This is a genomic window from Streptomyces sp. 2-1 (assembly GCF_048564895.1).
Taxonomy (GTDB): Bacteria; Actinomycetota; Actinomycetes; order Streptomycetales; family Streptomycetaceae; genus Streptomyces; species Streptomyces phaeochromogenes.
The window spans coordinates 1,114,266-1,136,029 of sequence record NZ_CP183383.1 but is presented as its reverse complement, the minus strand read 5'-3'; the positions used below and the strand labels follow the sequence as shown (position 1 = coordinate 1,136,029).

Annotated in this window: 20 protein-coding genes; 10 read left to right on the top strand and 10 right to left on the bottom strand. The window is 70.8% G+C overall.

Going from position 1 to position 21,764, the window contains the following annotated elements:
- Positions 1-148 precede the first annotated feature (148 nt).
- Complete coding sequence (locus ACN20J_RS05155; protein WP_361995798.1) at positions 149-550, top strand: VOC family protein; 402 nt, start codon at positions 149-151, stop codon at positions 548-550.
- An 85-nt stretch (positions 551-635) separates the two neighbouring features.
- On the top strand, positions 636-1,700 hold the full coding sequence (locus ACN20J_RS05150; protein ID WP_419665345.1) for an adenosine deaminase: 1,065 nt from the start codon (positions 636-638) through the stop codon (positions 1,698-1,700).
- 55 nt (positions 1,701-1,755) lie between these two features.
- On the opposite strand, the gene ACN20J_RS05145 is transcribed toward ACN20J_RS05150, so the two are convergent.
- Positions 1,756-3,252 (bottom strand): carotenoid oxygenase family protein, encoded by a 1,497-nt coding sequence (locus ACN20J_RS05145; RefSeq protein ID WP_419665344.1) that lies wholly within the window; start codon positions 3,250-3,252, stop codon positions 1,756-1,758.
- A gap of 67 nt (positions 3,253-3,319) precedes the next feature.
- Positions 3,320-4,231 (bottom strand): LysR family transcriptional regulator, encoded by a 912-nt coding sequence (locus ACN20J_RS05140; protein ID WP_266750788.1) that lies wholly within the window; start codon positions 4,229-4,231, stop codon positions 3,320-3,322.
- A 113-nt stretch (positions 4,232-4,344) separates the two neighbouring features.
- Between ACN20J_RS05140 and mgrA the strand changes: the two genes are divergently transcribed.
- Positions 4,345-5,346 (top strand): L-glyceraldehyde 3-phosphate reductase, encoded by a 1,002-nt coding sequence (mgrA, locus tag ACN20J_RS05135; RefSeq protein ID WP_419665343.1) that lies wholly within the window; start codon positions 4,345-4,347, stop codon positions 5,344-5,346.
- A gap of 49 nt (positions 5,347-5,395) precedes the next feature.
- Here the strand turns inward: mgrA and ACN20J_RS05130 are convergent, their stop codons facing one another.
- Together ACN20J_RS05130 and ACN20J_RS05125 are read right to left on the bottom strand one after the other, a co-directional pair.
- Positions 5,396-5,683 carry a DUF1905 domain-containing protein gene (locus ACN20J_RS05130; protein ID WP_419665342.1) on the bottom strand — a complete coding sequence of 96 codons (288 nt, stop codon included), beginning with the start codon at positions 5,681-5,683 and terminating at the stop codon, positions 5,396-5,398.
- A 95-nt stretch (positions 5,684-5,778) separates the two neighbouring features.
- A complete protein-coding gene (locus ACN20J_RS05125) occupies positions 5,779-6,162 on the bottom strand; it encodes a nuclear transport factor 2 family protein (protein ID WP_419665341.1) in 384 nt (127 codons plus the stop codon).
- A 427-nt stretch (positions 6,163-6,589) separates the two neighbouring features.
- Here ACN20J_RS05125 and ACN20J_RS05120 point away from each other — a divergent pair, with 427 nt between their 5' ends.
- From ACN20J_RS05120 to ACN20J_RS05105, 4 genes are all read left to right on the top strand, one after another.
- A complete protein-coding gene (locus ACN20J_RS05120) occupies positions 6,590-7,000 on the top strand; it encodes a hypothetical protein (protein ID WP_189839066.1) in 411 nt (136 codons plus the stop codon).
- An 88-nt stretch (positions 7,001-7,088) separates the two neighbouring features.
- Positions 7,089-9,425: an FHA domain-containing protein gene (locus ACN20J_RS05115; protein WP_361913526.1), complete on the top strand. Its 2,337-nt coding sequence runs from the start codon at positions 7,089-7,091 to the stop codon at positions 9,423-9,425.
- A 19-nt stretch (positions 9,426-9,444) separates the two neighbouring features.
- A complete protein-coding gene (locus ACN20J_RS05110; RefSeq protein WP_419665340.1) occupies positions 9,445-10,275 on the top strand; it encodes a hypothetical protein in 831 nt (276 codons plus the stop codon).
- Complete coding sequence (locus ACN20J_RS05105) at positions 10,275-11,276, top strand: serine/threonine-protein kinase (RefSeq protein WP_189839068.1); 1,002 nt, start codon at positions 10,275-10,277, stop codon at positions 11,274-11,276. The genes ACN20J_RS05110 and ACN20J_RS05105 overlap by 1 nt, the downstream gene beginning before the upstream one ends.
- A 52-nt stretch (positions 11,277-11,328) precedes the next feature.
- Here the strand turns inward: ACN20J_RS05105 and ACN20J_RS05100 are convergent, their stop codons facing one another.
- Together ACN20J_RS05100 and ACN20J_RS05095 are read right to left on the bottom strand one after the other, a co-directional pair.
- On the bottom strand, positions 11,329-11,976 hold the full coding sequence (locus tag ACN20J_RS05100) for a class I SAM-dependent methyltransferase (protein WP_419665339.1): 648 nt from the start codon (positions 11,974-11,976) through the stop codon (positions 11,329-11,331).
- A 30-nt stretch (positions 11,977-12,006) separates the two neighbouring features.
- Complete coding sequence (locus ACN20J_RS05095; protein ID WP_189839070.1) at positions 12,007-13,284, bottom strand: streptophobe family protein; 1,278 nt, start codon at positions 13,282-13,284, stop codon at positions 12,007-12,009.
- A gap of 164 nt (positions 13,285-13,448) precedes the next feature.
- Between ACN20J_RS05095 and ACN20J_RS05090 the strand changes: the two genes are divergently transcribed.
- The gene (locus ACN20J_RS05090; RefSeq protein ID WP_419665338.1) at positions 13,449-14,768 is read left to right on the top strand and encodes a DUF6777 domain-containing protein; all 1,320 of its coding nucleotides are present in this window, start codon (positions 13,449-13,451) and stop codon (positions 14,766-14,768) included.
- Between the two features lie 21 nt (positions 14,769-14,789).
- On the opposite strand, the gene ACN20J_RS05085 is transcribed toward ACN20J_RS05090, so the two are convergent.
- Positions 14,790-16,259, bottom strand: a complete 1,470-nt coding sequence (locus tag ACN20J_RS05085) for an esterase (RefSeq protein ID WP_419665337.1) — start codon at positions 16,257-16,259, stop codon at positions 14,790-14,792.
- 209 nt (positions 16,260-16,468) lie between these two features.
- On the opposite strand from ACN20J_RS05085, the gene ACN20J_RS05080 reads away from it, so the two are divergent.
- Complete coding sequence (locus ACN20J_RS05080) at positions 16,469-16,981, top strand: DUF4760 domain-containing protein (protein WP_419665336.1); 513 nt, start codon at positions 16,469-16,471, stop codon at positions 16,979-16,981.
- Positions 16,982-17,050: 69 nt separating this feature from the next.
- Here ACN20J_RS05080 and ACN20J_RS05075 read toward each other — a convergent pair whose 3' ends face one another.
- Together ACN20J_RS05075 and ACN20J_RS05070 are read right to left on the bottom strand one after the other, a co-directional pair.
- Positions 17,051-17,833 (bottom strand): class I SAM-dependent methyltransferase, encoded by a 783-nt coding sequence (locus tag ACN20J_RS05075; RefSeq protein ID WP_419665335.1) that lies wholly within the window; start codon positions 17,831-17,833, stop codon positions 17,051-17,053.
- Positions 17,830-19,071 (bottom strand): epoxide hydrolase family protein, encoded by a 1,242-nt coding sequence (locus ACN20J_RS05070; protein ID WP_419665334.1) that lies wholly within the window; start codon positions 19,069-19,071, stop codon positions 17,830-17,832. Before ACN20J_RS05070 ends, ACN20J_RS05075 begins: the two co-directional genes overlap by 4 nt.
- 266 nt (positions 19,072-19,337) lie before the next feature.
- Between ACN20J_RS05070 and ACN20J_RS05065 the strand changes: the two genes are divergently transcribed.
- Positions 19,338-19,820: a VOC family protein gene (locus tag ACN20J_RS05065; RefSeq protein ID WP_189839075.1), complete on the top strand. Its 483-nt coding sequence runs from the start codon at positions 19,338-19,340 to the stop codon at positions 19,818-19,820.
- Positions 19,821-19,904: 84 nt separating this feature from the next.
- Here ACN20J_RS05065 and ACN20J_RS05060 read toward each other — a convergent pair whose 3' ends face one another.
- Positions 19,905-21,677 carry an ABC transporter ATP-binding protein gene (locus ACN20J_RS05060; protein ID WP_419665333.1) on the bottom strand — a complete coding sequence of 591 codons (1,773 nt, stop codon included), beginning with the start codon at positions 21,675-21,677 and terminating at the stop codon, positions 19,905-19,907.
- Between the last annotated feature and the right edge of the window lie 87 nt (positions 21,678-21,764).

Sequence of the window (21,764 nt, the reverse complement as noted above, 5' to 3'; positions counted from 1 at the left end):
CGGCGACGGCACGCGGCCCCCTGCCTTGGCGGCATCGGAGGTCACCGACCGAAACCATCCCGCACGACCACTCCCGCCGATGCCGTATCCTCGCGTGTTACGTATAACCCACCTCGTGTCCTGTCCCCTCACTCCCCGAGAGGCTCCGATGAAACGCGTCGCCCTGGTCACCCTCGTCGTCGACGACTACGACGAGGCGATCCGCTTCTACACCGAGGCCCTCGGATTCCGGCTCGCCGAGGACACCCCGCGACCCGACGGGTCCCGCTGGGTCGTCGTGGAGCCGGACACCGGCGGGCACGGCACCGGGCTCCTGCTGGCCCGGGCCAAGGACGAGGCACAGCGCGGCCGGGTCGGCGACCAGACCGGCGGACGCGTCGGCTTCTTCCTGCACACCGACGACTTCGCCCGCGACCACGCACGGATGACCGCGGCGGGAGTGACCTTCCTTGAGGAGCCCCGGCACGAGACGTACGGCTCGGTCGTCGTCTTCCAGGACCTGTACGGAAACCGGTGGGACCTGCTGCAGCCCGCCGCGCCCGACCTGTAACCGGCCGCCCCCGACGCAGCTGCTCAGTAATCAGCACTCCCCATCCACCGACGACATCCACCGAGAACCTGCCGAGGAACACCGCATGACCGCGTCCCGCATCGACATCGACACCATCCGCAGGCTCCCCAAGGCCGTCCTGCACGACCACCTCGACGGCGGCCTGCGCCCCACCACGCTCGTCGAACTCGCCGACGCGGTCGGCCACACGCTCCCCACCACGGACCCGGACGAACTGGCCGCCTGGTACTACGAGGCGGCCAACTCCGGTGACCTGGTCCGCTACATAGCCACCTTCGAGCACACCCTCGCCGTGATGCAGACCCGCGAGGGACTGCTGCGCACCGCCGAGGAGTACGTGCTCGACCTGGCCGAGGACGGTGTCGTCTACGGCGAGGTGCGCTACGCCCCCGAACTGCTGGTCAACGGCGGGCTGGCCCTCGCCGAGGTCGTCGAGACCGTGCAGGAGGGGCTGGCAGCCGGTATGGCCAAGGCGGCGGCCCAGGGCACGCCGGTCCGCGTGGGCACGCTGCTGTGCGGGATGCGCATGTTCGACCGGGTCCGCGAAGCCGCCGACCTGGCAGTGGCCTTCCGGGACGCGGGCGTCGTCGGCTTCGACATCGCGGGCGCCGAGGACGGCTTCCCGCCCGCCGACCACCTCGCCGCCTTCGAGCACCTGCGCGTCGAGAACGTCCCGTTCACCATCCACGCCGGCGAGGCCCACGGCCTGCCCAGCATCCACCAGGCCCTCCAGGTCTGCGGCGCCCAGCGCATCGGCCACGGCGTCCGTATCACCGAGGACATCGTGGACGGCAAGCTCGGCCGCGTCGCGGGCTGGGTGCGCGACCGCCGCATCGCCCTGGAGATGTGCCCCACCTCCAACCTCCAGACGGGCGCGGCCACTTCGATCGCCGACCACCCGATCACGCACCTGCGCGACCTGGGCTTCCGCGTCACCCTCAACACCGACAACCGGCTGGTCTCCGGCACGACCATGACCCGCGAGATGTCCCTGCTCGTCGACGAGGCGGGCTGGACCCTCGACGACCTGCGCACGGTCACGGTCAACGCCCTCAAGAGCGCGTTCATCCCGTTCGACGAGCGGGCCGCCCTCATCCGGGACGTCGTCCTGCCGGGCTACGAGCTCTGATCACTCCGAGGCCGGCCGGACCGCTCAGCGGTTCCGGCCGGCTTCTTGTGCGCTCTCACGCGTCGGGCACCCAGTTCCCGTGGAAGCCCAGCGGCACCCGCCCCGGCAGATGGACCCGGGCCACCGGCTCACCCGTGAAGTCCTGGGCGGACAGGATCAGCAGATCGGCCGCGTCCCGCTCGGGATTGTGCACGTACGCCAGCGCGTAGCCGTCGTCCTCGGCCGCCCTCGCGTCCGTCGGGTTCGAGGCCACGAACACCGCCTCTCCCACCGCCGCGTTCCGGGGCAGCCGGTGCACCTGCGAGGTGCCGCGCAGCAGGTCCTGCTTGACCAGCTCGCTGCTGAAGGCCCGGTCGGGCGGGTTCCCGTCGGCGGTCACATACGCCAGCGACATCTCGGCGGCGGCCGTCGTGTACCCATACCGGTGCCTGCGGGCGACCAACGCCTCGTTGACGCGCGGGAACTCCTGCGGCCGGTCGTCCAGGACCTTCGTCCGTACGCGGCCCCGGTCGCGGTCGATCGTCCAGCGGTGCAGCCGGACGGTCCCGGCCCCGAAGGGCCCGCCGGAGCCACGCCCCGCGACGAAGAAGGGCGCCGGATAGGCGGTGAAGTCGACGACCACCGACGACCCCTCGTCGTACGCGTTGAGGGTGTGCGAGTAGTACGTCGGCTCGACCTCGAACCAGCGGACCCGCCCGCCGGACCGCGGCATGACACCGACCCGCGAGGGGTGCCGTTCGTTCCACACATACGGCACCAGATCGCCCCGCTCGGCGCCCGCCGGGTCGAACGTGACCGGCATGTCGAAGATGACGACGTACTTCTCGGTGAGCGCGAAGTCGTGGATCATCGGGCTGTCCGACACCGGGATCCTCGTGGTCCGTACGACCTTCCCCGCGGCGTTCACCACCAGATGCCGGATGTGGTTCCAGGTCGGGTAGTACGTCATCGCGTGCAGCTCGCCCGACTCCGCGTCGAGCTTGGTGTGCGCCGTGAACGCGCCCTCCAGGGTGCCGCGGAAGTCGTACGTGCCCACGGTGTTGAGCTCGTAGTCGAGTTCGTACGGCAGCGGGCCGCTCTCCTGGAGGGCCAGGACCCGTCCGCGGTGACCGATGACGTGAGTGTTGCACGGGAAGTCGTCCGGCGGCACCGGCCCCGGGTAGGGCTCGCCTAGCTTCTCGGCGACGCGGGAGGAGCGGACCCAGCGGTTGCGGTACCACTCGGCGCGGCCGTCCCGCAGCCGGACGCCGTGCACCATGCCGTCGCCCTGCATCCAGTGGTGAGCCCGGGGGTCCTCGAGGCCCAGGACGTTCGGCCCGTTCCTGAGGTAGCGGCCGTTCAGCTCGCGCGGGATCCGTCCGGTGACGGGAAGGCCGAAGGCGGTCAGCTCCTCGGTGACCGGGGCGAACGCCCCTTCAAGGAACGGGAAATGGCGCCCCCTCGCGGTGGCGGGAGCACCGGCGGCGAGTCCTCCCGTCGCTCCTACGAGTCCGCTCGCCGCCGCGATGGCCGCCGCCCCGCGCAGTACGTTCCGTCGGCTGTGCTCAGTCATCTCCGCACTCCCGTGCCGCAGTTGTCGTGATCGATGTGCACGAGTCTGCGGCGGGGAGAGGGCCCGGTCAGGAGTCCTGGAGCCCCTCCTGGGGTGGTGCCAGACCCCCTGTTTCGAGCAGCGACATCAGAGCCCGGGCGGCCGGACTGGTCGCCTCCGGGGGCGGGAGCATGGCGACGGTCTCGTACGGCGTCTCGGTGTCGGCCTTGAGGGGCAGTGCGGGCAGGGCCCGCCGTTTGTGGGCGAAGTGGCGCGGTACGACGGCGATGCCGAGGCCCTCCTCGACGAGGTCGAGGAGGCTGTGCACGTCGTTGACCTCCAGGGCGACCGTGCGGTGCACGCCCGCCGCCGCGAAGGCCGCGTCGGTGGTGCGGCGCGGCCCCCAGTCGGGGTGGAAGTCGACGAAGGGCTCGCCGCCGAGCTCGTCCGGGGTGACGGGCCCTCCGGTCGCCAGCCGGTGCGAGGGGTGGCAGAGCACGGTCATCGGCTCGCTGGTCAGGGGCAGACAGCGGAGCTGCTCCGTGTCGGCGCGGGTCGTCACGGCGAAGGCCAGGTCCAGGCGGCCGGCGGCGACGTCCTCGGCGAGCGCGCCAGAGCCGGCCTGCCGCAGCCGGATCTCCACGTCCGGATGCTGCCTGCGGAACGCGGCCAGCAGCTGTGCGACGGGCACCCCGGCGATGCACTGCTCGGTGCCCAGCGAGAGCGTGCCGCGCAGCACGCCCTGTACGGCGGCCACCGCGTCCTGGGCCGCACGGACCTGGGCCAGGATCCGCTCCGCCTCGGTCAGCAGGGCCCGGCCCGCCTCGGTGAGCGTGACGCGGCGGGTCGTACGGACGAACAGCGGGGCCCGCAGCTCCCGCTCCAGCGCGCGGATCGATGCCGACAGACCGGACTGGGACACCATCAGGCGTTCCGCTGCCCGGGTGAAGTGCTGGTCCTCGGCGACCGCGACGAAGTGCTGCAGGTGGCGCAATTCCATGATTGAGAAGCGTATCCGCTGAATCCCATCCGATTCTCCTGTTGGACCGCTGTCCAGCGGGCAGGCGAGAGTGGACACCGGTCCACTCCGTACCGACCCCTCTGGAGAACGCGTTGTACACCGCACACACCGACCGTTACGCGGACATGCCCTACCGGCGCACGGGACGCAGCGGCCTGAAACTTCCCGCGCTCTCCCTCGGCCTGTGGCACAACTTCGGCCCCGACCGTCCCGTGGAGACCCAGCGTGCGATCCTGCGCCGGGCGTTCGACCTGGGCGTCAGCCACTTCGACCTCGCCAACAACTACGGGCCCCCGCCCGGCGCCGCCGAGTCGGCCCTCGGTGAGGCGCTCAAGGCGGACTTCGGCCCGTACCGCGACGAGCTGGTCATCTCTACGAAGGCCGGATACCTGATGTGGCCGGGCCCGTACGGCGAGTGGGGCTCCCGCAAGTACCTGCTGTCCTCGCTCGACCAGAGCCTGGGACGGATGGGCCTCGACTACGTCGACATCTTCTACTCCCACCGCCCCGACCCGGAGACTCCCCTGGAGGAGACGATGGGCGCGCTGCACTCGGCGGTGCAGCAGGGCAAGGCGCTGTACGTCGGTGTCTCCAACTACTCGCCGGAGCAGACCCGCGAGGCCGCCCGCATCCTGGGCGAGCTGGGCACCCCGCTCCTCATCCACCAGCCGCGCTACTCGATGCTCGACCGGCGCCCCGAGGAGGGGCTGCTCGACGCGCTCGACGAGCTGAAGGTGGGCTCCATCGCCTACTCGCCGCTGGAGCAGGGCCTGCTCACCGGCCGCTACCTCGACGGCATCCCGGAGGGTTCGCGGGCCGCGAGCGACAGCCCCTTCCTGAGCGCCGACACGGTGACCGAGGACCTCGTCGGCAACCTGCGCTCCCTGGCCGACATCGCCAAGTCCCGCGGTCAGTCCCTGGCCCAGATGGCGCTGGCCTGGGTACTGCGCGGCGGCCGGGTCACCTCCGCCCTGATCGGCGCGAGCAGCCCGCAGCAGCTGGAGGACAGCGTGGCGGCCACGGGCAACCTGGACTTCTCGGAGGACGAGCTCACCCGTATCGACGAGATCGTGCGGCAGGCGTCCAAGGCCTGAGTGCCGGGTACGGACCGACGGACCGACCCCCGAGCCGTGGGCGAGGGGGTCAGTCCGTGACGCGTTCCTCCAGCCGGACGGTCACGGTGTCCCCGGCCTCCTTGCCGATCGCCTTGCGGACGTCGGCCTTGACGGGAAGCTTGTGGGTTCCGTCGCCGAGGGCCATGAACGAACTCCGGAAGGGATGGCCGTCGATCGTCCCGCGGACCTTGACCAGTCCGCGCGTGCCGAAGAATCCGACGGACTCCGGCCAGACGAGATAGGTCCAGCCGCCCTTCTCGGGACTCTTCAGAAGTATCGCGGTGAATTGCTGGTCCAATTCGGTGCCCGTGCTCATGATGTCCTCCGCTGTCCCGGTGATCTCTGCTGCCCGGTGGGCTCTCCTATACGAGACCACCGGGCGCGGCAAAACTCATCGCGACAGCCGTGGTGTCACGCCCCGGCGGGCACCCGGTCCAGGAATCCGTGCACGCTCCGTATCCGCCCGTCGTCGCTCAGAGTGATCACATCGAAGCCTGCGACCGGCGCCGAGCCGTCCGCGACGGCGACCAGTTCCCAGCCGAAGCGGGCGAGGTCGTGGTGCCCGTCCACGGCACCGGTGAGCCGGAACTCGAATCCGGGAAACTGCTCGTGGGCCCCGGCGATCACGGCCGCGATCCCTTCGTGCCCGCGGACGTCGGCCAGCGGGTCGGTGTACGTGCCGTCCGCGGTCCAGGCGGCGGTCACGGCCTTCGTCAGGGCCTCCTCCTCGCCCGCGTTCCAGGCCTCGAAGTAACGGGCGACGGCGGTTTCGTAGCGGTCCTGGTTCGCGGACATGGGAGATCAGCCTCCATCGAGGTCGTACGTGCTCGTACGTACTGGTCAGGGCCCGGATCGGACGTTGTCGGGATCCGGTACCGCAACCATGCCGGGCGTCGTCGGACCCGTCGATTACCCCTCGGGTAATGCCCGCGGACACCCCTCCGGTGATGCCCCCGGAGGACCGCGATCTCCACGGCCGTGTCATTTCAGCCAGTAACCGTGAGGAATATGCCAGGAGACTGGCTGGAATGGCATGGTGACAGTGTGTCAGGAGTGGCGATACTTGAATGCTAGGGCTATTCACAGCCCTGAGAACGGCTCGGGAATCGCCAGGGGATCCACCCGGCTGACCGACCGAAGAACAGCGCCATCGTGCACCACCAGCGAGCCGCAGGAAAGAGAGGCCGGACCGGCAGCAAGCGGATGCAATGGGGGAGCGATCGTGCACGACGAATTCCTTTGCCATGTCACCGCGTACGGAGTGTGCGGAGGCATGTGGGTCGGTGTACCGCTCGGCACCTACCGGGCGCCCACCCTGGCGCTGGCCATGTGGTGGTTACGGGACCGGGCGTCATGGATGGCCGAGCGCCTCGATCCGAACCCCGACGCCCCGTACTTCCCGCCGAACTCGATGATGCCCCTCTCGGTCACGGCCCCCGACGTGCCCGGCGTGCTGCGCGCGTGGTGCGGCGACATCTTCCAGCAGGAGCTGGCCGCCCAGGAGTTGGCCGCGGGACATCTGGTCCGCATCGCCACGAGTGACGAGACCACCGAGTACGAACTGCTCGCGGAGTCCGTCGACGCCCTGCGCATGCAGCGCACCCTCCCCTTCCTCTCCATGCCGGCCGCCTGATCCCCGCTCCCGGCGGAGCCGCTCGGGCGCGGCCCCCGCCGATCGGTCGCAGCAGGCGCACATGTGGACGAATAGCTAGAATTCAGGCATGGGAGAGCGTTCAGCGGCGCCCGAACTCGTCCTCGAAACCGAGACGGGGTCCACGGTGATGACCCCGAACCACGACTACCACGTCGGCCGAGACCCGCTGAGCGACATCGTCATCGACGACGCCCGGGTCTCCTGGCACCACGCGGTCCTGCGGCCCAACGCCGACCACTGGACCCTCTGGGACGAGAACAGCACGAACGGTACGTACGCCGACGGCCGCCGCGTCCACGAGTGGGACGTCGGCCCCGGCAGCGTCATCCGCTTCGGCAACCCCGCCGACGGACCGACCGTGGTGCTTGCCGACCGGCCCCCGCCCGCCCCCGAGCGCCCCTCCTCCGTCTCCCTGCCCGCCGCGACCGGCACCTTCCGGCAGCCCACGACCGTGCGCCCGCTGCCCGCCCGCATGGTCCGCATCGGCCGCGGCGGCGACAACGACCTGGTCGTCGACGACCTGATCGTGTCCAGACGGCACGCGGAACTGCGCGCCCTGCCGGACGGGACGTACGAGATCGTCGACCTGGGCAGCCACAACGGCACGTTCCTCAACGGGCAGCCCGTCGACCGGGCCCCCATCGACGCGGGCGACATCGTCGGCATCGGCCACTCGGCGTTCTGCCTGGTCGGCGACCAACTGCAGGAGTACGTCGACACCGGCGAGGTCTCCCTCGACGTGCAGGACCTGTCGGTCGCCGTCGACAAGGGCCGCAAGACGCTCCTGGACCGGGTCTCCTTCCCCGTCGGCGAGAAATGCCTGCTCGCCGTCGTCGGGCCCAGCGGCGCCGGAAAGTCCACACTGCTCAACGCCCTGACCGGCCAGCGGCCCGCCGACCGCGGCACGGTCCTGTACGACGGCCGCGACCTGTACCGCGACTACGCAGAGCTGCGCCAGCGCATCGGACTCGTACCGCAGGACGACATCCTGCACGCCCAGCTGACCGTGCGCCGCGCCCTCACCTACGCCGCCCAGCTGCGCTTCCCGCAGGACACCGCGAAGGCCGAGCGCCGGGCCCGGGTCGACGAGGTCGTACAGGAGCTGGGCCTGGAACAGCGTGTCGGGCAGCCCATCCACAGCCTCTCCGGCGGCCAGCGCAAGCGCGTCAGCGTGGCCCTGGAACTGCTCACCAAGCCCTCGCTGCTCTTCCTCGACGAGCCGACCTCCGGCCTCGACCCCGGTATGGACCGCTCCGTGATGCACATGCTGCGCGGCCTCGCCGACGACGGGCGGACCGTCATCGTGGTCACCCACAGTGTCCTCAGCCTCGACGTCTGCGACCGGCTGCTCGTCCTCGCACCCGGCGGCAAGGTCGCCTACTACGGGCCGCCCGACGAGACCCTCGCCTTCTTCGGCTACGAACAGTGGCCCGAGGCGTTCGAGGCCTTCGAGCGGGACCGCGAACGGGACTGGGCCGGCGACTACCTGGCGTCGCTCCAGCATCGCCAGTACATCGTGAACTCCACCGCCCAGCCGCACATGGGCCAGGCCGCGCCGACACCGGGCACGGTCGCCCGCCCGCCCAAGGCGCAGAGCTGGGGTTCGCAGCTGGGCACGCTCGTGCGCCGGTACGCGGCCGCGCTCAGCGCCGACCGGACGTTCCTCGCCATCATGATCGCCCTGCCGTTCGTCATGGGCGCCATGGCCAGGGCCCTGGCCGGCAGCAAGCTGACGCAGGAGACGGCGATGAACGCGCTGCTCATCCTCTGTGTCGGCGGAGTCCTCACCGGCGCGGCCAACGCCGTACGCGAACTCGTCAAGGAACGGGTGATCTACCAGCGAGAACGGGCCGTCGGCCTGTCCAGATCGGCGTACCTGATGTCCAAGGTCGTCGTCCTCGGCACGATCACCGTCCTCCAGGCCGTCGTCCTGACCCTGGTGGCGCTGCTCGGCGTCGACCTGAACGCGCCAGGCGGCGAGGGCGTGCTCATGTCGCCCCTGGTCGAGATCACGGTCGCCGTCGCCCTGCTCTCCTTCACCGCGATGATGCTCGGCCTCCTCGTCTCCGCCCTGGTGCGCAAGGAGGAGGTCACGATGCCCCTGCTCGTGCTCCTCGCCATCGTCCAGGTCGTGTTCTGCGGCGCACTGCTGAAGCTCGACGGCGTCCCCGGCATCGAGCAGCTGTCCTGGCTGGTGCCGTCCCGCTGGGCCCTCGGCGCCATGGCGGGCACCATCGGCCTGGCCCGGCTCGTCCCGGGCGACCTGACCGCCGACCCGCTGTTCAAGCACTCGGTGGGCGTGTGGCTGCTCAACATGGGCATGCTCGTCGTCCTCTCGGCCGTCTTCGGCTATCTGGTCGCCCGGCTGCTGAGGCGGCACGAACCCGAAGTCATGCGGAAGTAGCCCGCAGGAAGCAGGCGCGATGACGACGACCGAGGACTTCCGCCCCACCCACGTGGTCCCGCAGGACGGCCTGCCGGCCTGGGAGGCCCCGGACCCGACCAGGCCCACCGTGCCGCTCGACGCCCTCCTGCCGGTCCGTCTCGTCGAGCGGCGCGGTGACTGGGGGCACGTCCTGTGCGCCAACGGCTGGTCCGCGTGGGTCGACGGCCGCCTGCTCCTCGCCGTACCGCAGGAGCCGCCCGCCGCCGGACAGCCCCTCGCCCGCACCGCCGACCCGCGCCCCCTGCTCGCCCGCGTCGAGGAGACGGTCGGCCGCTACCGGCAGACGGTCGAGGAACTGGCGGCCGGACGCCTCGACGGGGAGGAGTTCCACGGCCGTACGCAGGGCATGCGGGTCGGCATCGTCGTCGACGGCGAGGCCGTGTGGCTGTACGAGGCCGAGCATGAGCGGTGGGTGTACTGCGACGGCAACCGGCTGAGCACGTACGCGACTCCGAAGTCGGTCGAGGACGGACCGAAGCCCCATGACGAGGCCGGACCCGAGTCGCCTGCCGCGGCCCGCCCCGAGCCGCCCGCCTCGGCCCGACCCACGCCGCCCGCGTCGGGCGACCCCGAGCCCACCCAGGTCGTACCGGGCATCGGGCCGGACCCGACGAAGGCAGTGGGCAACGCGGATCCGGAACCGACGAAGGCCGTGGGCGACACGGATCCGGAACCGACACAGGTCGTGGGCAACACAGGTCCGGAACCGACGCGGGTCGTGGAGAACACAGGTCCGGAAGCGCCCGACGCCGAGGGAGATCGCAGCCACGCGCCCACCCGGTTCGTCAAGGGCGACGGTGACGGCTGATGCCGCACGACACGAGCCTGTACTCGGGGCGGCCCTCCGATCTGATCGGCAAGCAGATCGCCGGCTACCGGATCGAGCGCGAGGTCGGCCGTGGCGGCATGGCCGTCGTCTACCGCGCCAAGGACCTGCGTCTGGACCGCACGGTCGCCCTGAAACTGCTCGCCCCGGAACTCGCCCGCAACGACACCTTCCGCAAACGCTTCACGCACGAGTCACGGGTGGCCGCCGCGATCGACCACCCGCACATCGTGCCGGTCTTCGAGGCGGGCGAGACCGACGGCGTCCTCTACATCGCCATGCGGTACGTCGCCGGTCGCGACCTGCGTCATCTCCTGGACCGCGAGGGCCCGTTGGCGATCGCGGACGCCACCCGCATCGCCATCCAGGTCGCGTCCGCGCTCGACGCGGCGCACGACCACGGCCTGGTCCACCGGGACGTCAAACCGGGCAACATCCTGGTCGCGGCGGGCACGGACAGCGACCACCCCGAGCACGTCTACCTCACCGACTTCGGCCTGACGAAGAAGTCGCTGTCCCTGACCGGCTTCACATCCGTCGGCCAGTTCGTCGGCACGCTCGACTATGTGGCGCCCGAGCAGATCTCCGGCCGTCCGGTCGACGGCCGCTGTGACGTCTACAGCCTCGCCTGCGTGGTCCACGAGACCCTGACGGGCCGTCCGCCCTTCCAACGGGACGACGACATGGCCCTGTTGTGGGCCCACCAGTACGACCAGCCGCCCACGCTGACCTCGCAACGGCCCGAACTCGCCGAGCCGGTCGACGGGGTTCTGGCGAAGGCCCTCGCCAAGAGTCCCGACGACCGGTACGAGTCGTGTCTCGCCTTTGTGACCGCGTTGCGTGCGGCTGCCACTGGTGTGGTGGCAGGTGGTCATGCCCCCACACAGGTGGACCTGCGGGTCGCGGAGGCGTCTCGGCACCCGGGACCGCCGCCGGAGCCGCCGGGGTGGGCCCGGCCCGTGTTTCCCGGCTCGGCGGGGTGAGGACCTGCTTGGACCGGTGGGTTCGGGCGGGCCCACTTTCAAGGCAACGGACTCAGTCCTTGCTGAGCAGCAAATGAGCCTGCGGGAACTGGCGTTCGGCCTCCGGCGGGGCTGTCTGTCGTAGCCGGGCCGTCTCGGTGAAGCCGGTCTTGATCAGCAGGTCGGCTACGCGGTCGGGGGACCAGTGGTAGGCGAGTGCCACCTTGTGGTCGAAGGACTCGGCGAGTTCCGAGGGGTCGTCGTGGGCCTGGAAGGCGAGCAGCAGTCGGCCGCCGGGCGCGAGGACCCGGTGGAACTCGGCGAATACTTGCGGCAGTTGCTCCGGTGGGGTGTGGATGATCGAGTAGCGGGCCAGGACACCGCCGAGGCTGCCGTCCGCCAGGTCCAGGGCGGTCATCGAACCCACCTCGAACCGCAGCTCCGGATGGGCCGCCCGGGCGATCGCGATCATCTCCGGCGAGAGGTCGACACCGGACGCGTCCAGGCCGAACGAGTGGAGTAGCCCGGTCACATGGCCCGGTCCGCAGCCGAGGTCGGCGACCGGACCGCCGCCGTCCGCCCGCACGAGGTCGGCGAACGCGATGAGCATGGCCCGGTCCAGTGGATGCTCCTCCAGGCCGTTGGCGAAGTGCTCGGCATAGAGGTCGGCCATGGAGTCGTAGGCCGTTCGGGTGGTGCGCAGGAAGTCCGGTTCGATCATGGGTGCGTACCGTAGTACGCCCCACTGACATCAGGCCTGCGGGTTCTCCACCTCGCCGCGGTGGCGTACGCGAGAGGCGAGCAGTGCGCCCAGGAAGCCTGTGACCAGGCCCCAGAGCAGGGCGAAGCCGATCGCCCCCCACAGTTGCGGCCGAAGGAAGAGTTCACCGGACAGGCCGCCGCCGACGTCGCCGATGCCGAGCAGCGACAGGCCGTAGTGCGCGTCGATCCGGCCGACGAGGCAGACCGTGAGCACCGTGAGGGCGAGCGCCACCGCCATGTGTACTGCGTGCTGCCAGGCCCGCGTCCGGGCCGGTGAGCGTTTGGCCATGAGGAACGCGACGGCCAGCAGCAGCACGGCGTCGACGACCACGAGCCACCACACCCTGCCGTCCAGTTCGGAGAGCGTGCGCAGGTTGAGGGTCGAGATGTCGGGCGTCCGCAGCACGCTGTCCAGCACGCGCGGCATCGGCAGCCCGAACGGCCCCTCGACGCGCCCCTCCCAGGAGGCGCCGAGACCGATCGTGAAGGCCAGCCAGACGAGGTTCGGCAGCCCGAGGAGGATCACGGCGAGCGTCTCCGGCGCACGACCGCGCGTCACCGCCACCACCAGCGCGATCACCACGCCCAGGGCGACGAAGGCGAGCAGCAGCACGACCATGGCGTACGCGGCCGGCCGTACCGACTCCTGGAAGCGCAGCAGCCGGGCCGGGAGCGGGGCCCTGGGCGAGACGAGCAGCGCGATGACGAGGACGCCCGCCAGCCACAGCAGGCCGAAGGCCAGCGTCACGGGCACGTCGGCCTTGAAGCCGACCCGGGGCGACGAGGCTCCGAAGATGTCACCGATGTCGGAGAGCGTGCCCTCGCCGAGCGAGATCGCGAAGGTCTGACGGGCCGACAGCGCCAGACCTGTCAGCGCGAGGAGCCACAGGACGGCGATTCTCGCGGCCCAGCCGGCCAGTTCGGGGGCGCCCGCGACGGCCCGGTGCCGCAGTGGCCGGAGGAATCCGGCGGCGACGACCAGGACACCGGTGAGGGTGACGGACAGGGGAGTGACCGACATCCCCGCCTTGGTCTCGGCGAGCGCTCCGGCGTCTCCGGTGAGTTCGATCGAACCGCCGACCGCCACCACGACGGTGGCCGCGACGACCCGGGGGAACGCGCCGTCCGGCAGATCGGCGGCCCCGGCGGCCCACAGGCCGAGCGCGGCGACCACGATCATGGCGATCAGCCCGGCCAGGACCGTCACCAGGGCGTGGATCCAGCCGTGCCGCGCCACTGCCTGCTCGGGGACTGTCTGGAGGCTCACCCTGCCCACGCTAAGCAGGCCTTCGGAGGTGCGCCCGCCGAGAGGGCCGACCGCGTCGGCTTGCGAGCTGTGCGGGACAGGAGCACACAATGGGCTCGTTGTGGAAGAAAGCGGCATTAATCGTAAGAAGTGCCGCAGCATCCCTACGCCGGGAAGAAGAGCTCGTGAGCGTCGAACCGCCGTCGTCCGGCCGCCCCACAGGACCGCCGTCCGGCCCCTTGTCGGGGCCGACCCAGCCGAGCCCCACGCCGCCACCTCCGGGTGACCAGGGCCCCTCGGGGCCGTCGGGCCCTTCGGGTGGCGGATCGGGTGGTGGTCCTTCCGGGCCGTCGGGTCCCTCAGGTCCGTCGGGTCCGTCCGGCGGTGGTGCAGGTGGACCCGGAGGTCCGTCCGGTCCGGACGAGCCGGGTCAGGGTCCCGGAAAGGGACCCGACCGGGCCTGGTGGCAGTCGGCCCCGCGCGTCGCCGTCATCGCCGCCACGATCGTCGTCGCCGTCACGCTGGTCGTCGTCTTCACCCGTTCGGACGGTGGCACCTCGGGCGCGGGCGGCGGTGAGGTCTTCCTCCAGGCCGCGGGCAAGTCGGGTCCCGACCCGTTCACCGAGTCGACCGCGAAGGACAGTTCCGCTCCGCCCGTGACGCCCTCGCCGACCGAGACCGCCGAGTCCGGCAACGTGACGCGGGGCGTGGAGGGTTCGGCGCCCGGCCTCTACGGCGGTACGCGCAAGGTGGCCAGCTGCGACGTCGAGAAGCAGATCTCCGCGCTGCAGAAGGCCCCGGCCAAGAACCAGGCGTTCGCCTCGGTCCTGGGCCTCCAGCCGTCCGGCGTCCCCGCGTATCTGCGCTCGCTCACCCCCGTACAGCTGCGGATGGACACCCGCGTCACCAACCACGGCTACCGCGACGGCAAGGCCACCAGCTACCAGGCGGTTCTGCAGGCCGGCACCGCCGTCCTCGTCGACGACCGCGGTGTGCCCAGGGTGCGGTGCGCGTGCGGCAATCCGCTGACGCCGCCGGTCGCGCTGAAGTCCACGCCCAAGCAGACCGGTGACTCCTGGCCGTCGTACCGGGCGTCGAACGTCGTGGTCGTCGCGCCCGCGACCCAGGTCATCAACGTCTTCGTGATCTACGACCCGGACAGCGGCGACTGGTTCAAGCGGCACAAGGGCGACACCGGGGACAAGGACCAGAAGACGGATCCGCCGACGGACCGGCCCTCGCCGTCCGACAGTTCGCTGTCGCCGAGCTCCGCCTCGCCGTGCGTGTCCCTGCCGCCCGGTGAGACCGCGCCGCCCGACGGTTCGGCGAGCCCCTGCCCGGAGACGTCCTCGGCGCCACCCTCGTCACCGTCGCCGGAGACCGAGCCGCCCTCGTCCGAGCCTCCGTCGGCGGAGACCTCCGACTCGGAGTCGGCCGACACCACGACGGAGTCGGCCGCCAGCAACAGCGCCCCGGAGTCGGCCGAGACCTCCCCGGGGCTCTGAGCGCCGGTCCGCTCCGGCGGACTACTCGTCGATCGCCGCGCCGAAGGCCGCGCCCAGGTAGGGGGCGCCGAGCGTGTCGGCGCCGTACGTCCACGAGCCCGTGGCCGTGATGCCGCCCGCGCCGGCCGAGAGCACCCAGACGAACCCGTCACCGGCGTTCTCGCCGGGCGCCGAGGCCAGCAGGCCGAAGCGGCCGTCCCTGTTGGGGTCGGTGAGACGGACCTGGGCGCCCCACTTGTCGCCCTTCTCGGGGACACCGGACACGTCCGCGGAGTCCTGGTCCCAGGACTTGGCGCCCGTCGCGGTCAGTCCGGCGGACGCGCCGCGCAGCACCCACACCGCGCCCGCGTCGGCGACCGTGCCGATGTCCTCGCCGGCGGCGCCGATCGCCACGTCCGCGTACCCGTCGCCGTCCGTGTCCGCGACCGAGAGGTCCGTGCCCCAGCCGTCGCCGCGCTCGGCGGTGCCGGGGACGCCGGGGGAGTCCTGCGTCCACCACTGGGCCTCGTCCGCGGGGCCGTTCTCGCCGCCGTAGCGCACGCCGACCAGCCCGCCGGTGAGGGTCTCGCCGCCGTCGTCGGGGGAGTTCGGCTCGCCGGTCACCAGGTCGTCGTAGCCGTCGTGGTTGATGTCCCCGGAGGCGCTGACCGGGCCGCCGCGCAGATCCCGCTCGTACTTCAGCCCGTCGGCGTTTCCGGACAGGTACGTGGACCAACCGTGGCCGGGCTCCTCTCCGCCGATCGTCACGCCCGAGACGACCAGGTCGGCGTAGCCGTTGTTGTCGTAGTCGCCCGTGGTCAGCGAATTGGGCAGGATGTGGCGCTGCTCGGCCCGTGCGGAGAGCCGGGTCGGCGACTGCTCCTTGAGCGAGCTGGGGGCCGTCGAGTCGTAGGCGAACAGCTCCAGGTCGTCGTGGTCGAGCACGGCGAGCAGGTCGCCCGGTGTCTCGTCGGTGAAGTGCGCCGCGGCGAGCCCGCTGCCGAACTGCTCGCCCGCGGTGGGTTCCTGAGTCTCCAGCCAGTCGCTGGCGGCGCCGGTGAGCCCCGCCTTCGAGCCCCACAGGATCGCCACGCCACCCGCGTCGGCGACGGTCCCGAGGTCCTCGCCGGGGATGCCGACGACGGCGTCGTCGTACCCGTCCCCGTCCAGGTCACCGGTCGCGACCGCCTTGCCGAACCCGTCCCCCGCCTCGGCGGCGCCCGCGACACCGCCCGTGGACTGGCTGAACCGCGCCACGTCGCTCGTCCCGATGCCCCTCGACGAGCCGTACTGCACGGTCACGAGACCGGCACCCTTCTTGCCACTGACGGTCGCCCCGGGCGCACCCACCAGCACGTCCTCGTACCCGTCGCCGTTGAAGTCGCTGTTCCGGTCGTCGGCGCGCGTACCGCCCGGCGTTCCGGCGTACGCGGACGGGGCGGCGGCGATCCCCAGACCAGCCACGAGAAGAAATGACGCCGCGGCCAGAGCGGCGGAACGGTTCTTGCGCATGATTCGGCTCCTGACGAAAAGGACGACCGGGCAGCGCGGGGGTGTCCGGAAAGGGCCCGTTCCTTGTCCGGCGCCGTGTTTGACACTGGATGGGGCTCAAGGGTTGTACGGGGATTTCGCGCGGGTGCCGGACGAGGTGGACGCGCCCGACCGACCGCCGTATCAAGGAGGAACGCGTGTCCGTGTGGTCTGCCAGGGGGAGGCGACTCATGGTGTTCAACATCATCTCGCTCGTGATGTCGGTCATGGCTCTGGCGGCTTCGACGTGGGGTGTCAGCCAGCAGATCGGACGGGCCCGGGCGGACAGCGATCTCGCCATGACGACCGAACTGCTGCTGACGCACATCCGCGACCCCGAGTTTCAGCGGGATCAGCGCTGGGTCCTGTTCGAGCTCGCCTCGGCGCACAGCCCGGACCAAGGGATCGACCTGCTGCCGGACGATGCCAAGTACCGGGCGTGGAACGTCGCCGTCGTCTTCGAGGCCGTCTCCATCATGATGCGCTTCGAGATCGTCAACGCCGAGATTCTGACCAGCCTGACGCACTACCGCCTGATGCGGACCTGGGAGGTCCTGGAGCCGTACATCCAGGCCGAGCGCGCCCGACGTGGCAGCGTGGTGTTTCCGTTCTGCGAGGACGCGTACGCCGTCGCGCGACGCACCGACCCTGAGGCCCTGCACCATCGGCTGGGGTTGAAGCGGGCGGACGGCACACCGCGGTGAGCGGAAGGCGGTGGCGGATCTCCAGCGCGCATCGACGGGCGCGCCGGTCAGTAGCCCCGGACGCGTCGGTCAGTGGCCCCCACCCCGCCGCACCAGGATCAGCTCGTGCAGGTACCGCTTCGTGATGCTGCCTCCGTGGCGGGTGTCGATCAGCTTACGGATGCCGTCCAACAGGCCCTTGCGAGCGGTCGGTTCCAGCGCGCGGTGGTTGGAGTACGTCAGCAGGAGGTCGATGTAGGTCTGGGTGGTGTACGTGATCTCCTGTGGGAACCGGAGCGTCTCGACCCGGCCGAGCACCTCGAACTCCCTTGTGTCCGTGGCCGTTTCGGCGTCGGTCGACTGCCGCAGCCCCGGGGGTGTGGCCGGATCCCAGCGCTCGTAGCAGTCCTGGACCTCGACGAAGAAGTCGCGACTGCCGCCCGCTGTGTGGTGGGTGATGACGACGGCGAGCGTTCCGTCCGGGCGAAGCGCTTCCGCCACCTTGGTGAGGCGCGTCGCGGGGTCGAGCCAGTGGAACGACGTCGCGGCCACCATCAGGTCGAACGGCTCCCGGGGCAGCGGCCATTGCTCGAACTCCGCCACCTCGACGTGCGCCCGAGGGAAGGCCCGCAGGTTGCGCCGCGCCACCGCCGCCATCGACGGGCCCAGTTCCACGGCGATGACGTGACAGCCCAACTCGGCGAGGGGCACGGTCATTTGGCCGGTCCCGGGGCCGAATTCCAGGACCCGACTGTCCGCGTCGAGGCCCACGCGGGTGGCCAACGCCTCTACCAGAGCGGGTGGATAGGAGGGCCGGGCCCGGTCGTACAGCTCGGCGTCCTCGTCGAAGATGCCTCGTAGTGAGCGGGTCATGCGGTGTCGCCGCCGATCCGAACGCTCCGGTCGCTGCCGTCACTTCGGTCATGCCGCAGCTCATGGAAGAACGCCCGGACATCTCCGACGAGCAGATCCGGCTCCTCCATCGCCGCGAAGTGACCGCCCCGGTCGAACTCCGTCCACCGCACGATGTTCTCCGTGCGGTCCGCGATGTGCCGCAGCGGGATGAAGTTGTCCCAGGGGAAGACGGCGAGCGCGGTGGGTGCCGTCGACGGCTGCACGGGTTCGCCCCAACCGGCCGCGTGCGCCCGCTCGTAGTAGATCCGCGCGGACGAACCCGCCGTCCCCGTCAGCCAGTACAGCATCACGTTCGTGAGCAGCTGGTCCCGGTCCACGGCGTCCTCGGGGCGCTCGTGCGAGTCCGTCCACTCCTTGAACTTCTCGACGATCCAGGCGAGTTGGCCGACGGGTGAGTCGGTGAGCCCGTAGGAGAGGGTCTGCGGGCGGGTCATCTGGACGACGGCGTACCCCAGTCGCTCGCGGGTCCACTCCTCGTTGCGCCGCCACGAGGCGAGCGTCTTCTCACGCTCCGGAGGGCTCAGCGCGGCCAGCTCCTCGGGGGTGGGCTCGGTGCTCGCGTGGGCGCCCGGCAGGAGGTTCAGATGGACGCCGATCACCCGGTCGGGGAAGGCGCGGCCGAGCTCACGGGAGATTCCCGCTCCCCAGTCTCCGCCCTGCACGCCGAAGCGCCGGTAGCCGAGCCGGTCCATCAGCTCGGCGAACGCGGCGCCGACCCGCCTGAGCTCCCAGCCCGTGTCCCGCGTTGGCCCCGACAGACCGAACCCCGGAATGCCCGGCAGCACCACGTGGAACGCGTCGGCCGGGTCACCGCCGTGGGCACGCGGATCGGTCAGCGGCCCGACCACATCGAGGAACTCGACGATCGAGCCCGGCCAGCCGTGGGTGATGATCAGTGGCGTCGCGTCCGGTTCGGGCGAGCGGATGTGCGCGAAGTGGATGTTCGCGCCGTCGATCGTCGTCGTGAACTGGGGCCACTCGTTGAGCCGGGCCTCGGCCGCCCGCCAGTCGTAGATGTGCCGCCAGTACCGCACGAGCTCCTTCAGATAGTCGCGCGGGACCCCGTACTCCCAGCCCACGCCCGGCAGTTCGTCCGGCCAGCGGGTGAGGTCGAGGCGTGCGTTCAGATCGTCGAGGTCGGACTGGGGGATGTCGAGGACGAAAGGGTGGATCGTGTCGTCGTGCGGGGAGGTCATGGCGGGCCATGCTAGTTCGGCACCGGCATCCGGTCGCGTGAATAAAAGCCGTGGTCACCGGCCGGTCGGACGGTCACGAGGGCAGGCCGCCGGGTTCGCCGTACGGGCCGACCGCCCGCCCGTCCTAACCCGCCGGGGCCGCCTGCGCCGTCGCGTCGCTCGTCACTCTGCTGTCACCCGCCCAGCCCGCTTTCCGGGCCACCGATGAGTTTTCGCAAGAGGATCCGTCTACATAGGTGACAGCGTTCCCGCCCCAGGAGGTACCCATGACCACCGACGGATTCACCACCTGCCTCTGGTTCGACGGCCAGGCCGAGGAGGCCGCGAACTTCTACGTCTCGGTCTTCAAGAACTCCCGCATCGGCACGATCCTCCGCTACAGCGAGGTAGGGCACGGCGTGCCCGGAACCGTACTGACCGTCGAGTTCGAGGCCAACGGCCAGAAGTTCTACGCCCTCAACGGCGGCCCGCAGTTCAAGTTCAACGAGGCCATCTCCTTCGAGGTCCGATGCGACGACCAGGCGGAGGTGGACTTCTACTGGAACGCGCTCACCGAGGGCGGCGGCGAGGAGGGCCCCTGCGGCTGGCTGAAGGACAGGTTCGGCGTCTCCTGGCAGGTCACCCCCGTCAGGCTGGTCGAGATGATCAGCGACCCGGACCAGCAGAAGGCGGATCGGGCCATGCAGGCGATGCTCAAGATGCACAAGATCGACGTCGCCGAACTGGAGAAGGCGTACGCGGGCGAGTGAGGCGACCGGCACGGCGGCCGGCCACCTCCCCCCGCACCACCGGCCCAGCTGAGGCGCCCAGGCGAGTCCTGGTGACCCACCGGCTCAGGCGAGCTGGCCGCTGTGCAGTGCCGTGTACGCACCCCCGAGCTCCAGCAACTCCTCGTGCGACCCGATCTCCCGTACGGCACCGTCCCCCATCACCACGATCCGGTCCGCACCCCGGATCGTGGACAGTCGGTGCGCCACCACGAAGGTGGTGCGCCCGCGCATGAGCCGGGCCAGTGCCTGCTGCACGAGCGCCTCCGACCGCGTGTCGAGCGCGGACGTCGCCTCGTCCAGGATGAGCACCCGCGGATTACGGATGAGGGCCCGAGCGATGGCCAGCCGCTGCCGCTGTCCGCCCGAAAGACGCGCCCCGTGCTCGCCCACCACGGTGTCGAGCCCGCGCGGCAGCCGGTCGACGAACTCCAGCGCGTTGGCGTCCCGCAGTGCCGCACGCACCGTCGCCTCGTCGGCGTCCGCGTCGTCCATGCCGTACGCGACGTTCTCCCGCACGGTCCCGTCGAACAGGATCGACTCCTGAGGCACGACCGACACGAAGCGCCGGTACGTCCGCAGGTCCAGCGTGTTCATGTCGGCCCCGTCCAGCAGCACCCGGCCCGAGGTCGGCCGGATGAACCCGATGACGAGACTGAGCACCGTGGACTTCCCGGCCCCCGAGGCACCGACGAGCGCGATGGTCTCGCCCGGCGCGACGGAGAGGTTGAACTCCCGCACGGCGGGCCGGCCGGCGTCCTCGTACGCGTAACCCACGCCCTCGAACTCCACGGCACCGCGCAGCGAGTCGAGCCGCGCCTTGCCCTCGTTCTCCTCCAGCTCGGGTGCCTGGAGGACCTCGCCGACGGACCGTACGGACTCCAGGCCCTTGGTGATGACCGGAGCAAGCCCCGCCAGGGTGGTCGTGGAGTTGGTGAGCGTGGTGAGGAACGCGCTGAGCATGACGACGTCACCGGCGGAGACGCCCCAGACGCCGTAGTACGAGACCAGCGCCGCCGCGGTCAGGAAGAGCACCCCGATCACGTTCAGGAACACCCAGGCCAGCGAGGCGAAGCGCCCGTTGAGCAGGTCCAGGCGCAGCCCGGAGTTGAGCACCTTCCGCAGCGTGCCGTCCATGCGGCGCAGGGCCTTGCCCTCCAGGCCGTGGGCGCGCGTGACCGGGATCAGCCGGGTCATCTCGGTCACCCGGGAGGACAGCTGCTCGACCTCGTGGCGGAAGTCCTCGTTGTGCGTGCGCAGGCGGGTCCGCAGCCGCGCGACGAGCAGCGCCGCCACAGGGACCACGAGCAGGAAGACGGGCACGAACTCGGGGGTGCGGATCGCGATGATGACGAGCCCGCCCGCGAGCACGGTGACCGCGCCGAGCCCGGTCTCGGCGGTCTGCTGCACCATCTGCTCGACCGTCTCCACGTCCCGAACGACCTTGACCTGCAGGACGCCCGCGCTGACGCGTGAGTGGTAGCCGATGGAGAGCTGCTGCATGCGTGTGCACAGGGAGGACCTGAGGGCCGTGCCCATGCGGCGCACGCTGCCGTACAGCAGCCGCACGTACAGCAGGTGCAGGGGCATGTTGATCAGCAGGATGAAGAGGATGAATCCGGCGCTCAGCCACAGCCGGCCGACCGGTCCGTGCTGGACGACCGTGTCGATGATGGACGCCGTGACCAGTGGCAGCAGCCAGATCGGGCTGTGTTTGACCGTGAAGACGGCGAACGCGGCGGCGACCTTCCAGCGGTCGGCGCGGAACAGGTAGACGAGGGTACGGACGGGGTGCTCGCCGCGGTAGCGGTGGTCGAGCGGTTTCTCCCACGAGGCCATGGTGGCCTTCCCTCCCCAGGGAGTGGCGGATGTGGCAAGCGCTTTCTTCCCCTGCCCCGATCGCCTACACCCGGCGGGTCCGATCTC

Bases quoted from the DNA above. Each gene is read 5' to 3' on its own strand.
- ACN20J_RS05155 (WP_361995798.1), top strand. From the start codon at position 149: ATGAAACGCGTCGCCCTGGTCACCCTCGTCGTCGACGACTACGACGAG.
- ACN20J_RS05150 (WP_419665345.1), top strand. From the start codon at position 636: ATGACCGCGTCCCGCATCGACATCGACACCATCCGCAGGCTCCCCAAG.
- ACN20J_RS05145 (WP_419665344.1), bottom strand. From the start codon at position 3,252: ATGACTGAGCACAGCCGACGGAACGTACTGCGCGGGGCGGCGGCCATC.
- ACN20J_RS05140 (WP_266750788.1), bottom strand. From the start codon at position 4,231: ATGGAATTGCGCCACCTGCAGCACTTCGTCGCGGTCGCCGAGGACCAG.
- ACN20J_RS05130 (WP_419665342.1), bottom strand. From the start codon at position 5,683: ATGAGCACGGGCACCGAATTGGACCAGCAATTCACCGCGATACTTCTG.
- ACN20J_RS05125 (WP_419665341.1), bottom strand. From the start codon at position 6,162: ATGTCCGCGAACCAGGACCGCTACGAAACCGCCGTCGCCCGTTACTTC.
- ACN20J_RS05115 (WP_361913526.1), top strand. From the start codon at position 7,089: ATGGGAGAGCGTTCAGCGGCGCCCGAACTCGTCCTCGAAACCGAGACG.
- ACN20J_RS05110 (WP_419665340.1), top strand. From the start codon at position 9,445: ATGACGACGACCGAGGACTTCCGCCCCACCCACGTGGTCCCGCAGGAC.
- ACN20J_RS05105 (WP_189839068.1), top strand. From the start codon at position 10,275: ATGCCGCACGACACGAGCCTGTACTCGGGGCGGCCCTCCGATCTGATC.
- ACN20J_RS05100 (WP_419665339.1), bottom strand. From the start codon at position 11,976: ATGATCGAACCGGACTTCCTGCGCACCACCCGAACGGCCTACGACTCC.
- ACN20J_RS05085 (WP_419665337.1), bottom strand. From the start codon at position 16,259: ATGCGCAAGAACCGTTCCGCCGCTCTGGCCGCGGCGTCATTTCTTCTC.
- ACN20J_RS05080 (WP_419665336.1), top strand. From the start codon at position 16,469: ATGGTGTTCAACATCATCTCGCTCGTGATGTCGGTCATGGCTCTGGCG.
- ACN20J_RS05075 (WP_419665335.1), bottom strand. From the start codon at position 17,833: ATGACCCGCTCACTACGAGGCATCTTCGACGAGGACGCCGAGCTGTAC.
- ACN20J_RS05070 (WP_419665334.1), bottom strand. From the start codon at position 19,071: ATGACCTCCCCGCACGACGACACGATCCACCCTTTCGTCCTCGACATC.
- ACN20J_RS05065 (WP_189839075.1), top strand. From the start codon at position 19,338: ATGACCACCGACGGATTCACCACCTGCCTCTGGTTCGACGGCCAGGCC.
- ACN20J_RS05060 (WP_419665333.1), bottom strand. From the start codon at position 21,677: ATGGCCTCGTGGGAGAAACCGCTCGACCACCGCTACCGCGGCGAGCAC.